Here is a 12,454-nt window from a genome sequence, read left to right as displayed (position 1 = left end):
CTGAGAATTTAATTAATAGCTAATTTTGAAAACTCCTCTCCCCATAACTTGAGGAGTTTTCTTTTTAATGAAACTCTAACTTGAATAGTTGCGAAGCAAAAAATTCAATATAGTTAGTTGAATTAATCCCGCTTTTACAGAGGGATATCATGATTAGAAGCTTGAGAGTTTCTTGTTTTTTTAGAACAAGGAATTTCTTTGAATGTGACCTAGCTTAAAATATTGTGTCTTATAAATAATTAACGTGATTTGACTGTAGAGGGTAATAAAATCAACGACTTAATTAATAGCTAATTAAAAACGTTTCTTTTTGTTAAGAGGCGTTTTTTTATATATTATCTTTGCAAACCATGGGAAGAATTTTAGCCATAGATTACGGAACCAAACGAACGGGTTTGGCTGTTACGGACGATATGCAGATTATTGCATCTGGTCTCACAACTGTTGATACCAAAGATTTACTTACGTTCTTGAAAGATTATATAGCAACAGAAAACGTGGAAAAATTTGTTGTTGGTGAGCCAAAACAAATGGATAATACTGCTTCTGAGAGCGAAGTATATATTCAGAAATTTTTGGAAAAACTGGTTAAGGCAATTCCAGATATTCCTGTGGAACGCGTTGATGAACGTTTTACTTCTAAAATGGCATTCCAAACTATGATTGATAGTGGGTTGAAGAAAAAACAGCGACGTAATAAAGCATTAATTGACGAAATTAGCGCAACATTGATTCTACAAAGTTATTTGGCTTCAAATTCTTAAATAAGAATTGTACTTTTGCACCCGAAAACAAACAGAATATGATTTTACCAATTGTAGCCTACGGAGATCCTGTGCTTAAGAAGAAGGCAAAAGAAATCGATAAGGATTACCCAAAACTAACTGAGCTAATAGAGAATATGTACGAGACTATGTACGGAGCTTACGGAGTAGGATTGGCTGCACCACAGGTTGGTTTGCCTATTCGTTTGTTTTTAGTGGACACAGAACCTTTTTCGGAAGATGAAGATCTTACTGATGAGGAAAGAGCACAAATGAAAGTCTTCAAAAAAACATTTATTAATGCTCAAATTATAGAAGAAGAAGGTGATGAATGGGCTTTTAATGAAGGCTGTTTGAGTATCCCAGATGTAAGGGAAGATGTCTTTAGACAACCAAAAATCAAAATTCAATACCAAGATGAAAATTTTGAAACCCATGTTGAAGAGTACGATGGGTTAATAGCCAGGGTTATTCAGCATGAGTATGACCATATTGAAGGTGTTTTATTCACTGACAAATTATCATCCTTTAAAAAACGTTTGATAAAAGGGAAATTGACCAATATTTCAAAAGGAAAAATTAAGATAGATTACAAAATGCGTTTTCCTGCAATGAGCAGAAAGCGTTAATAAAAGATATATATGAGTTTAGATAAAATTTTATCAATTTCTGGGAAGCCAGGACTTTTCGAAATTGTAACACAAACCAGAACAGGTGCCGTTGTTCAATCGTTAATAGACAAAAAACGAATTACTGTTGGAGCTCATAGCAATATCAGTATTTTAAGTGAAATAGCTATTTATACCCTAACTGAAGAAGTACCTTTAAGAGAAGTTCTCAAGAAAATAAAGGACAAGGAAAATGGTGGGCCAACATCAATTAGTCATAAAGATGGTAAGCTGGTTTTAGAAGAATATTTCTTTGATGTATTGCCAGATTATGATGAAGACCGTGTCTATGCTTCAGATATCAAAAAAGTGATTCAGTGGTATAACTTACTACAAAAGAACAATCTTCTTGGTACACTTGATGCTGAAGATGATGTAAACTCTTCTGACGAAGAAGAATAAATATGTCCGATAAAACCACCCAACTCAAAGCCTTTGAGCGTTTGTTGATTATTATGGACGAGTTGCGAGAGCAATGTCCATGGGATAAAAAGCAAACGATGGAATCGCTTCGTCATCTTACCATTGAAGAAGTTTACGAACTTGGTGATGCCATTCTCGATAAGGATTTGGATGAGGTAAAAGGGGAATTAGGTGATGTGTTATTGCATATTGTTTTCTATTCTAAAATAGGAAGTGAAACCAATGCTTTTGATATTGCAGATGTTTGCCATAGCATTTGTGATAAGTTGGTGGAACGTCACCCTCACATTTACGGAGACGTGAAAGTTGATAATGAAGACGACGTAAAACGCAACTGGGAGCAACTAAAACTCAAAGAAGGCAAAAAAAGTGTTTTAGAAGGTGTGCCAAAAAGTTTACCAGCTATGGTAAAAGCCAATCGCATACAAGATAAAGTCGCTGGAGTAGGATTTGACTGGGAACAACCAGAACAAGTTTTTGAAAAAGTAGAGGAGGAGTTAGCAGAGCTAAAATCTGAAATCACTAAAGGCAACCAAGACGCCATTGAAAGTGAATTTGGAGATGTGTTGTTCTCTATGATTAATTACGCACGTTTCCTTAAGGTAAATCCCGAAAATGCCCTTGAGCGTACCAATAAAAAATTCATAAAACGCTTTCAATATCTTGAAAGTAAATCCAAGGAACTCAACAAACCACTTAAAGATATGACGCTTTCTGAGATGGATGTCTTTTGGGAAGAAGCGAAGTCTATTTAAGCTATAGGTCACACAGAGTGCAGTCGAAGTGCTAAAGAAGAATTGACAATATTGTGGCTTCAACAGCGCTCAGCCTAACAGTATGTGTAAATGTTAAAATTTTCTAAAAATCAAAAACCAAACATCCAAACAGAATTTTCTCACGTAAATAGAATATATAAAAGCAAAACGTTTTTATAATCTTAGTAGGAGATCTTAATTATTATTTAAGCGGTTGTAATTAAGGTTAATTTAGTTTAGTTAGGGCAAAATCCATCTGTGAATAACAGATGGATTTTGATTTTTAAGAATACATTCCTTTTAATTTAGACAATTTAGCCTTCCAAGTATCCAGTTCTTTTTTGTGTCTATCTATATTTTTATGTACATCCTTTACTAGAGGATTATCAGATTCTACATTAGAGAAAAACTGTAAATTGTTTTCTAATTGATTGATTTCAGACTTTACCTCGCTGATTTTTTTACGGATAAAGTTTTGCTCATTGTCCAATAGCCTTGTGTCGTTATCATTGCTGGCCAAGTTTTCGAGCTTACTCTCAAACTTTACCATTTCTAGTTTAGACTTGTCCATTTTTAACTTATCAAAGGCTTCATCTATGGCTTTATAAAACTTACCGTCGATATAGCGTTTGTTTTGTGGTACATGGCCAATGGCTTTCCAATCTGCAATTTTGGTTTTTAAAGTTTCGACATCTGCTTTATTGTCGCCACTAAGTTCCATAGCTTTTAACTCATCCAACAGCTTTACTTTCTTATCAAAGGCATCATAAAGATGTTGGTTTTCCGCTTTACGTTCAGCATGCATCCTATCAAAATAGTGATTACAAGCGGCTTTAAACTGTTTCCATATTTTATCACTATCGCGTCTTGGTACATGACCTATTTTTTTCCAATCGGCTTGAATTTTCTTCATCAAAGGAGTGACGGTCTTAAAATCCTCACTGTCCTTATTGTCTTCAGCAATTTTTATAAGGTCTTTCTTCTTTTTTAGATTCTCGTATTGGTCTTTCTTTAGCTCTTTATAGAATTTGTTCTTTCCGCGATTGAAAGTCCTTACTGCATCCTTAAATTTTGCCCAAGTGGCTTCATTGACTTTAAGCGGCACTTTACCTGCATTAAAAAAGGCTTCACGTAGTGCTTCAATTTCTTTTATCTTCTTTTGCCATGCACCATGGGAACTCGCTTTATCTTCTGCTATTGCTTGTATTTGAGAAATGATGTTTTCTTTCTTTTCAAGATTTTTCTCGTATGCTTTATCTAAATCTGCATAGTAAGCCTGACGCTTGTCGTGTATGGTTTTGGTCGCCTTACTAAAGCGCTCCCAAATTTCTTCTCTATGTTCTTTGGCTACTGGTCCTAATTCTTCTTTCCAGAGTTTATGAAGCACTTGTAACTCTCTAAACGAACGATTAACGTTATCATCTTTAGCCAATTCTTCTGCTTGCTCAATAATCTTTAGCTTTTGCTCGTAGTTATGCTTAAAGTCCATATCTCGCAAATCGTTATTGAGATGCAAGAAATCATAAAAACGCTCTACATGATGATGGTAAGTATTCCAAGCATTATTGTACTTATCTCTTGGAATTGGGCCAGCATTTCGCCATTTTTCCTGTAATTCCTTAAAGGTTTTATAGGTCGTGCCCATATTTTCCTCAACGGAAAGTAAACCTTTTATCTCTTCGATAATTGCTAATCTGTTTTCGAGATTTTGCTTAAGGTTTTGCTCACGCTCCTTGTAATATGAACTTATGGATTGCTTATAATCTTTATATAGCTGATTGAACAGTTTTTTGGTATCGTTGGTGTAATAGAAGTCTATTTCATTGCCGCCCTCTTCAATAAATTCTTCTTTTTTCTGATCAAGAAGTTCACTGAATTTGGCATTGAATTCTGCCTTAATTTGATTGACCTGTTTAGATATGGTCTGAATCTTATGATGCTTTAAAAGGCGGTTCAACTCCGTAGCCAAATCTTGCATAGACATGGCGTGGTAGTCTTTTTCTTCTACCTCATGGCGTTCTACGTTAGATTCGTCTTCAGCATCCTCGGCATTTTCAGCTTCGATCTCATCGACATGTTGATCGTCTTTAGAAGTTTCAGTCTCAGATTCAGTTTCAGAATCAGATTCAACTTCTGTCTCGGCTTCAGCTGTTTTTTCTGAAGTTGTTTCTTTAGTAGATTTACTCTCAGTTTCGGCTTTGGTTTCAGCCTCACTTTCAGGAGTGACTTCTGTTTTGTTTTCAACCTCGGGAGTGGTTTCTTCTTTTGGAGTAGATACTTCTTTTTCTACTTCGTTTTTTCCATCTGCTTTTAGCAGGTTATCATTCTCAGACATGTGTCAATATTTTATAGGAGGTTAAAGATACTAACAACTCCTTGAACTACAAAGGAAATGCGTGGTGAGGTTGAATCGTTGAATCGTTTAGATGTTTCTTTATGAAAAGTTTATTTGTTTAGAAGTGGGTACGTTAACGCAGTTACTTCTAGAATTGATAAAAAGCTTTTATTTCCACAAACACTAAACACTATTTATTCCAGATATCCCAAGATTTTTCGGCTTGTAGTTTTAGCATTTCCAATCCATTAATTGTTGTTGCCCCTTTGATGTCTCCACAACTCAAAAATTTAGTTTGCTCAGGATTATAGATAAGATCGTAGAGAATATGCTTTTCTGTTATGGCTTCGTATGGAATATCCGGACATTCATTAACGTTAGGAAACGTGCCAATAGGTGTACAATTGATAATTATAGTATATGAAGAAATAATGCCATCAGTTAAATCTGAATATAAAAATTTTACGCCTTCTTTTTCTGAACGCGATACGTAATCATATTGAATTTTGAGTTTTTTAAGCGCGTGGGCAATTGCTTTTGATGCTCCACCTGTACCGAGAATTAAAGCGCGTTTATGATGTTTTTTTAAATGTGGTTTTAGTGAATTTTTAAACCCGTAATAATCTGTGTTATAGCCGATTAATTTTTGATAGCGTGTGATTCTAATCGTATTCACTGCTCCGATTTTGCTAGCACGTTTGTTGAGATCATCCAACATTGGGATCACTTCTTCTTTATATGGAATAGTGACATTAATGCCTTTTAAATTGGGAGTGTTTTTGATGATGTCATCAAGTTCTTCAATGGACTGTAAATCGAAATTAACGTAGGTATGTGGTAAATTTTCATTTTCAAATTTATCGGCAAAATAACCTCTTGAAAATGAATAGGAAATATCACGACCTACGAGTCCGAATTTATATTTTGATTTTTCTTGTGCGTTGTCCATACCATTCTAATCCCAAAACAATGAGGATTCCTAGGGCAATATAAGCAATTGCGATATAAGTTTCCGTGGAGGCTTCAGGGAAAAAACGCTGGTAATTTTTAACGACTTGTTTTCCAGTGGAATCCAAAATATAACTACCATTTTCATAGGTTTTGTAAATGGTTTCTTTCCATGGCCAAACCACGCCTAGTGAACCTACAATAAACCCAACTATAGTCGCTAAGGTTATGTTTTTATAATGTTTTAAAATATAATTTAGGAGGTGCGAAAAGGTAACCAGCCCAGTAACCGAACCCAATGTAAACACACCAAGTACCTTTAGCATTCGCATTCTAACTTCATTTTTTAGAAACTCAAAATTTCCCGTAAAAACATCAGTAACGGTATCGTAAAGCGCATTAACGGAATCCACAAGAAGCAAAACATAGTTACCTAATAAAATGAGAATGAAAGAACCGGAAAATCCAGGAAGCGTCATACCAGAAACACTTATAATGCCGCAGAAAAACACAAACCAAAGGTTATCATTTTCCTTAGCAGGACTTAAAAAACTGATACCAATTCCTACTACGGCTCCAAGAATCAATGCTGTAATTGTTGTTCTGTTCCAAGCTTTGAAATCCTTACTGATATAGTAAATGGAACCTAATATCATTCCGAAGAACGTACTCCAAACATAGAGTTCATAATTGTCAATGAAGTAATCGAGAATTTTAGATACACTAAAATAACTGACCACCATTCCTAGGAAAAGTAAACCTAGAAATTTACCGTTGATGTAACGGAAAAAGCTTTTAAACCTACCATTAAAGAATAATTTGAAAGCGGTTTTGTTAACACGTTGAAGCGAATAGATAAACTCTTCATAAAACCCTGCAACAAATGCAACCACACCACCAGAAACACCAGGAACTTTGTTGGCAGCACCCATAGCCAACCCTTTAATGACCAAAAAAACTTTATCGGGAAATGTTCTGGTACTCTGCATTTAGATTTGGTTTTTTGAACCGAGACGCTCTAAGATCAAAATGGTAAAAAACCCAGCAAACATTAGGATAATGGCATATAAAACCTGTGGTTCTCCGCTAAAATCCGTTGGCCACACACTTTCTTCCTTAAAAGGAACTTTAAGACCTTCTGAATCCGTTCTCCAAGAGAGCACACGCTTCCATGGCCATACTTTGTTCAGCGACCCAACAATAAAACCCGATAACAAGGCCAATGTTGCATTGTGGTAATTCTTAAAAAGCCATTTCAAAATCCTACTGAATGATAATAGGCCAACAACAGCTCCTAAGGCAAAAATGGCTATACGTTTAAAATCAAAGTCGTGAATAGCATCACTTAGAGTCTTGTAAGCACCAAGAATCACCAAGATAAAAGATCCGGAAATCCCTGGAAGTATCATTGCACAAATGGCAATAGCTCCTGCAAAAAACAGAAAGAAGCCATTGTCTGAAGCTCCCATTGAAGGCAAGGTAGTGATATAGAAAGCTGTTAATGCACCAATTAAAATGGCAACTAATGTCAATATTCCCCATCTTGTAATCTGTTTGGCGACATAATAAATACTGGCAAGGATAAGCCCAAAAAAGAATGACCAAATCAGTACAGGATGATGCTCTAAAAGGTACTTGGCAAGGCGCATAAAACTCACGAAGCTGACAACAATTCCTGTTAATAAAGCTAAAAGGAAACTGCCGTTGGCTGCTCTCCAAAATGCTTTAAAACCTTCGTTTTTCCAAACCGTTATCAAGGACGGTTTTATGTTGCTAATGGTTGTAATTAACTCTTCGTAAATCCCTGAAATAAAAGCGATGGTACCACCAGAAACTCCAGGGACTGCGTCTGCGGCTCCCATAGCAATGCCCTTAAATGATACTATTAAATAGTCTATAAAACGTCTTTGCATTTATTTAAACATAAGAAATGCTAAGGTATGGATTTTTTATACGAATTCTGATTTAAATTTAAGGCAGAAATGTATTAGTTAGAAGCCTTTTTAGATTCTGAAATTATAGCCTTTACCATAGGTCTGTCATTCAACTTTGGAAAAAGCTCAGAAATGATAAAGTTATATTCAGCATTTAGGGTTACGGCGTTTTTTAAATGAAAACGTCCTTCTTCGGTTTGGTGTACGGTAAAATACAAACCTCCAAGCCTATATTCAATCTCAGCATTTTCTGGATAGAATTCTGCTCCTTGTATTAAATTGTAGATTGCCGCTTCGTATTCGCCTAATGCAATAAGAATATCTGATCGTTCGAGCCAGGTTTCCAGTTCGTAATTGCCAAGCTCTAAAGTACGTTTGTAACCGAGTTCAGCTTCTTCAAGAAAGTTCAGTCGCTTGTTTATGGTTGCAAAGAGTTTCCAGTACAGCACATTTTCTCCATCAATATTTACAGCTTTGTTGATATAATGCAAAGCTTTTTGATAGTTTAAGCGCTTCATATAAAACTTTGTAATCGCTATCCACCCTTTGTCTAATAAAGCATCTTCTTCAACAGTTTTTTTAAAGAACTGTAATGCCATATCTTCTTGTCCTAGTTTCTCATAGCAATAACCAATTCTCAACAAGGCAAACGAGGTTGGCTCGTCTAATGCTAATGTAATTTTGTAGTTTTCAATAGCGTCTTCGTAATGCTTTAGTTTTTCTAAAACCTTACCTTTTTCCAGATAAGCGCCTACAAATGTGTCATCAGAAATAATGGCAAAATCAAAAGCAGCATTAGCTTTTGCGTAGTCTTTTATAGTGAAGTATTGGCGTCCCAATTGATGCCAGGCCACTTCACAATATGGATGACTATCCAAGAACTTATTGAGATATGTTATGGCTTCTTCGTTTTGGTCTAAAAAATCATAGCAATACACTACATTATGAAGTGCAGAATAATCGGAAGTGTCAGTTTCTAAGCACTTTTTAAAGTAAATGATGGCATTTTCAAACTGGTCTAAGAATAAATATTCCATTCCAACTAAAGCATACAAATCTGCATCATCAGATGGAGTGGTGGACATATCTATAGCGATAAGCAATGTGTCTATAGCTTTTTTGTGCTCATCTTGTTTAGAAAGTACATTAGCTTTTTGAATAAATATCTCTTCGTTTGTGGGCTCTAATACATGAAGCATATCTAAAATATCATCAGCTTCAGAGAATTTATTTTCAATCACTAAAATTTCAACCTGAAATAATCTTAAGTTGATTGAAGTTGGGTGCTGTTCTAGACCAAGCTTAATAGCGCGTTTAGCCAAAGCAATTTTACCATTTTCGAGATAGTGGTGAATGATGTTTTCAAATTCACTTGAATCAAAAAACAAAATGTCATTTGTTTTTAACATGGATTCAAATCTGGTAAGCGGAAAGTTTTCGTCGTCGTGACTGTAATTCATAAGCGGTTTAATGATTCACTGAAATAAAATTACAGTTATCGTTTGCACTTCATCGATTTTTGAAGTAATGTTTTTAACAAATTAATTAACATTGAAATAATACTTTATGTAAAGTGCTCTTTGGTATTTGTAAATCAGTCTGTTGAATTAGTGTAAATAAAATTAAAGCGAATCCAAAATAGAAGTTATCACCTTACAACCTTTAATGATTTCTTCATTAGAAATTGTTAGAGGAGGTGTAATTCTGATGGCTTTGGGTTCAAAAAGTAGCCAAAATAAAATCAATCCTTGGTCTTGAGCACGTAAAATAACTTCATTAGTTATCTCTGAATTTTCTAAAATCGCTGCCAGCATTAATCCTTTGCCTCTTATTTCTTTTATGTGTTTGTGTTGAAGGTGTTTTCTGATTAATTGCTCTTTTTTAACAGTCTCTTCCAGAAGGTTTGAGTCCGTAATTTCTTTTAAAGTTGCCAATGCTGCAGCTGCGATAACAGGATTGCCTCCGAAAGTAGTAATATGACCCAACTTTGGATTATCACTTAAGGTTAACATCATTTCTTTTGAAGTTGTAAAAGCTCCAATTGGCAAACCACCTCCCAAACCTTTACCTGTGACAACGACATCTGGTTGGCAGTTGTAATGCTCAAAACCAAAGAGTTTACCTGTCCTGCCAATTCCTGGTTGAATTTCATCGAGGATAAAAACAGCTCCAACTTTATTGCAACGGTCTTGTACTTTCTTTAAGTAATCGTTCCTAGGTTCAATAAAACCAGCTCCGCCTTGTATGGTTTCCAGAATAACTGCTGCTGTATGTTCTGTGATATGCTGTAGGTCGCTTTCGGAATTAAATTCTATGTGTTTTACGTCTGGAATAAGTGGAAGAAAAGGTGTTTTACGTTCTTCAAAATCCATGAGACTCAATGAACCCATAGTGTTGCCGTGGTAGGCATTTTTTGCTGCGATGATTTCGCTTCTACCAGTATAGCGTCTTGCTAATTTTATACTGCCTTCAATTGCTTCTGTACCAGAATTGACCAAATAGGTGGTTTCAAGAGGTTCTGGTAAATGCTTTGCTAAAAGCTTTGCTAATTCTATTGCCGGTTTTTGGATGTATTCTCCATAAACCATTACATGCAGATATTTGTCTAATTGTTCTTTTACAGCATTTAAGATTTTTGGGTGCGAATGCCCTAAAGCGCATGCCGAAACTCCAGCCACAAAATCGAGATAGGCTTTTCCGTTTTTGTCATAAATATAGGAACCCTTTGCATGGCTAACTTCCATAGCCAAAGGATGTGGTGTGGTCTGTGCTTGATATTTAAAAAAATCGTCTTGCAATTATTGACCTTCTTTTTCTTTCTCTTCTTTCGATTCTTCTACCTGTTTTACCTTTGGTTTTAAAGGCATAACGGTTGTTTTCTTAGGTAAGTTCCTCGCTGCTTTGTTGGGTTTGTTAGGTGTGTCTTTACCTGCTTCCTCTATACGTTCTGCTGCACTATCATCAATAAAATCCTCTGGTGGCATATAATCCTCTAAACCTTGAATTTTTGGCAATACCAATGGTGGATCATCCTTGAATAAATCTTCGACTGACATTGGCCGTTCTTCACCTCGCCAATCAAAACCTCTGAGCCGCCTCCCGCTTCTTGGGAAGTCAGCTTCAGGGAAAATATTCCCATCTATTTGATTTTTAAAAATAACTTCTTCAATGGCTTGGTCTATGATCTGAATATTTATACTTCCGGATTTAGATTTTTGAATACCAATTAACTCATTGGTTTCATTACGCATATAACGAATGGTTTCGGCATTTTTAATAATGTCTACGTTGTAGAGTTCGTTGTCCCTAAACAAACCGATAAGCCGTTGACCTTTAATCTGGTTGTAACCATCTTCACTAATAGTGTCCTTGCTCACTAAAAACGCGTTGTTGAATACTTTAAGGGAATCTAGTTTTTCGGTTTCGACATTAGAAATTAAGTGAATAGTATCACCTGTCATTTGGTTGCCTAAATTCCAAAGTGCAGGTTTACGTTTTGTGGCAAAAGCATCAGTTGAACTGAAACGACTGAGATTAATCAATTGTGTTAACCCTGTTTTATGGTTAACATGAATAGAATCCGCTTTACCAGCCAAATCACTTTTATAAAGCCTAGCATTATAATAGGCTCTTGTAATACGATTTTCTTCTTTGCCAGTAACCATTAAGGTATCAGCATGGAGGTACACTGAATCTCGTTCTTGTACGGTTATTGCCAAAGCACGTTTTGTGATGAAAATGGAATCTTTATCACGCCAAACTTCAGCATAATGACCTTTAACGACACTGTTATTTATGGTGTCGGTGATCTTTATGTTGTTGGTGGCAGAAGCAAAACTTTTATTTCTATCAAAATATAGGCTGTCACCGATTACGGTTCTGTTTTCGTAATCAATTTTGGCATTGCGTTGAAAGTGTCCAATATTGGTTTTGGTGTCATAGAAACCACGTTCAGAATATATTTTACTATTTTCACCAACGATGGTTGAAGGTCCAAACAAATAAGCATGACCATTATCTGGAAAAAAATCGAGACGTTCTGTATTCAACGTATAATCTGGATTAACCAAAACCACATCTTGTGTAAATTGATACTTCTTGGCATTCATATAGTAACGACCAATTTGGCTTGTAATCGTTCCTGAGGAATCTCTAACAACTTTGCCTTTAGTATCGTAATAGGCGAGTTGACGTGTTCTATCGTAGTGGAGTTTATCTGTTGTTAATACAGATTGCGGTTCGGTTAATACCACATCGCCTTGTGCAAAAGCTAATTGTGTTTTACCACTGTATTCTAAATATTTAGCGACCATATTGATGGAGTCACCTTGTTTCATTTGAACATTGCTAAAGGCTTCAATATAATCTTGGTCTTCGTAATATATGGCCTTATCGCACCACATATTCACACCTTTATGAACGAAATGCACCTGTTGCGATTCGTCACGTAGAAAAACAAGAGCACCATCCTCAATTTCGGGATCTGAAACTGCAATACCAGCATATTCTATGGTAATCGTTTGTTTTTCTTGAGCAAAACTAAACACCGAAACAAAAAAAAGAATTGCAAAAAGTAGATTCTTAAAACTATTCAAAGCCATATGTTTTTTACAATGTAACACTTATT

General features: G+C 35.6%; 11 protein-coding genes. 4 read left to right on the top strand and 7 right to left on the bottom strand.

The window, feature by feature from the left end; all coding sequences use genetic code 11:
- Positions 1 to 350: 350 nt before the first annotated feature.
- Genes ruvX through mazG form a run of 4 tightly spaced genes read left to right on the top strand, consistent with a single transcriptional unit; the run spans position 351 to position 2,610 of the window.
- Complete coding sequence (gene ruvX / locus SIB89_RS04525; RefSeq protein WP_412561332.1) at positions 351 to 764, top strand: Holliday junction resolvase RuvX; 414 nt, start codon at positions 351 to 353, stop codon at positions 762 to 764.
- A gap of 38 nt (positions 765 to 802) precedes the next feature.
- On the top strand, positions 803 to 1,393 hold the full coding sequence (def, locus tag SIB89_RS04520) for a peptide deformylase (protein ID WP_412561331.1): 591 nt from the start codon (positions 803 to 805) through the stop codon (positions 1,391 to 1,393).
- A gap of 12 nt (positions 1,394 to 1,405) precedes the next feature.
- Positions 1,406 to 1,834, top strand: coding sequence for a DUF5606 domain-containing protein (locus SIB89_RS04515; protein ID WP_412561330.1), 429 nt, complete (start codon positions 1,406 to 1,408; stop codon positions 1,832 to 1,834).
- A gap of 2 nt (positions 1,835 to 1,836) precedes the next feature.
- Positions 1,837 to 2,610, top strand: a complete 774-nt coding sequence (mazG, locus tag SIB89_RS04510) for a nucleoside triphosphate pyrophosphohydrolase (protein ID WP_412561329.1) — start codon at positions 1,837 to 1,839, stop codon at positions 2,608 to 2,610.
- A gap of 283 nt (positions 2,611 to 2,893) precedes the next feature.
- Here mazG and SIB89_RS04505 read toward each other — a convergent pair whose 3' ends face one another.
- The 7 genes from SIB89_RS04505 to SIB89_RS04475 all read right to left on the bottom strand — a co-directional run bounded on the left by SIB89_RS04505 (position 2,894) and on the right by SIB89_RS04475 (position 12,428).
- Positions 2,894 to 4,945 carry a DUF349 domain-containing protein gene (locus SIB89_RS04505; RefSeq protein WP_412561328.1) on the bottom strand — a complete coding sequence of 684 codons (2,052 nt, stop codon included), beginning with the start codon at positions 4,943 to 4,945 and terminating at the stop codon, positions 2,894 to 2,896.
- 190 nt (positions 4,946 to 5,135) lie between these two features.
- Positions 5,136 to 5,894: a shikimate dehydrogenase family protein gene (locus tag SIB89_RS04500; RefSeq protein WP_412561327.1), complete on the bottom strand. Its 759-nt coding sequence runs from the start codon at positions 5,892 to 5,894 to the stop codon at positions 5,136 to 5,138.
- Positions 5,863 to 6,882 carry a DUF368 domain-containing protein gene (locus SIB89_RS04495; protein WP_412561326.1) on the bottom strand — a complete coding sequence of 340 codons (1,020 nt, stop codon included), beginning with the start codon at positions 6,880 to 6,882 and terminating at the stop codon, positions 5,863 to 5,865. The genes SIB89_RS04500 and SIB89_RS04495 overlap by 32 nt, the downstream gene beginning before the upstream one ends.
- Positions 6,883 to 7,806: a DUF368 domain-containing protein gene (locus SIB89_RS04490; RefSeq protein ID WP_412561325.1), complete on the bottom strand. Its 924-nt coding sequence runs from the start codon at positions 7,804 to 7,806 to the stop codon at positions 6,883 to 6,885. It abuts the gene before it with no gap.
- 74 nt (positions 7,807 to 7,880) lie between these two features.
- Positions 7,881 to 9,287, bottom strand: coding sequence for a tetratricopeptide repeat protein (locus tag SIB89_RS04485; protein ID WP_412561324.1), 1,407 nt, complete (start codon positions 9,285 to 9,287; stop codon positions 7,881 to 7,883).
- A 162-nt stretch (positions 9,288 to 9,449) separates the two neighbouring features.
- Positions 9,450 to 10,625 carry an aspartate aminotransferase family protein gene (locus SIB89_RS04480; RefSeq protein WP_412561323.1) on the bottom strand — a complete coding sequence of 392 codons (1,176 nt, stop codon included), beginning with the start codon at positions 10,623 to 10,625 and terminating at the stop codon, positions 9,450 to 9,452.
- Entirely contained in the window at positions 10,626 to 12,428 is a 1,803-nt protein-coding gene (locus SIB89_RS04475; protein ID WP_412561322.1) for an OstA-like protein, read from the bottom strand.
- Positions 12,429 to 12,454 lie beyond the last annotated feature (26 nt).

The sequence above is a fragment of the Winogradskyella sp. MIT101101 genome, assembly GCF_047126865.1.
Lineage (GTDB): Bacteria > Bacteroidota > Bacteroidia > Flavobacteriales > Flavobacteriaceae > Winogradskyella > Winogradskyella ouciana.
Note: the sequence above shows the minus strand (reverse complement) of the source record. Positions and strands in the feature narration are given on the sequence as shown.

Bases quoted from the DNA above. Each gene is read 5' to 3' on its own strand.
- ruvX (WP_412561332.1), top strand. From the start codon at position 351: ATGGGAAGAATTTTAGCCATAGATTACGGAACCAAACGAACGGGTTTG.
- def (WP_412561331.1), top strand. From the start codon at position 803: ATGATTTTACCAATTGTAGCCTACGGAGATCCTGTGCTTAAGAAGAAG.
- SIB89_RS04515 (WP_412561330.1), top strand. From the start codon at position 1,406: ATGAGTTTAGATAAAATTTTATCAATTTCTGGGAAGCCAGGACTTTTC.
- mazG (WP_412561329.1), top strand. From the start codon at position 1,837: ATGTCCGATAAAACCACCCAACTCAAAGCCTTTGAGCGTTTGTTGATT.
- SIB89_RS04505 (WP_412561328.1), bottom strand. From the start codon at position 4,945: ATGTCTGAGAATGATAACCTGCTAAAAGCAGATGGAAAAAACGAAGTA.
- SIB89_RS04500 (WP_412561327.1), bottom strand. From the start codon at position 5,894: ATGGACAACGCACAAGAAAAATCAAAATATAAATTCGGACTCGTAGGT.
- SIB89_RS04495 (WP_412561326.1), bottom strand. From the start codon at position 6,882: ATGCAGAGTACCAGAACATTTCCCGATAAAGTTTTTTTGGTCATTAAA.
- SIB89_RS04490 (WP_412561325.1), bottom strand. From the start codon at position 7,806: ATGCAAAGACGTTTTATAGACTATTTAATAGTATCATTTAAGGGCATT.
- SIB89_RS04485 (WP_412561324.1), bottom strand. From the start codon at position 9,287: ATGAATTACAGTCACGACGACGAAAACTTTCCGCTTACCAGATTTGAA.
- SIB89_RS04475 (WP_412561322.1), bottom strand. From the start codon at position 12,428: ATGGCTTTGAATAGTTTTAAGAATCTACTTTTTGCAATTCTTTTTTTT.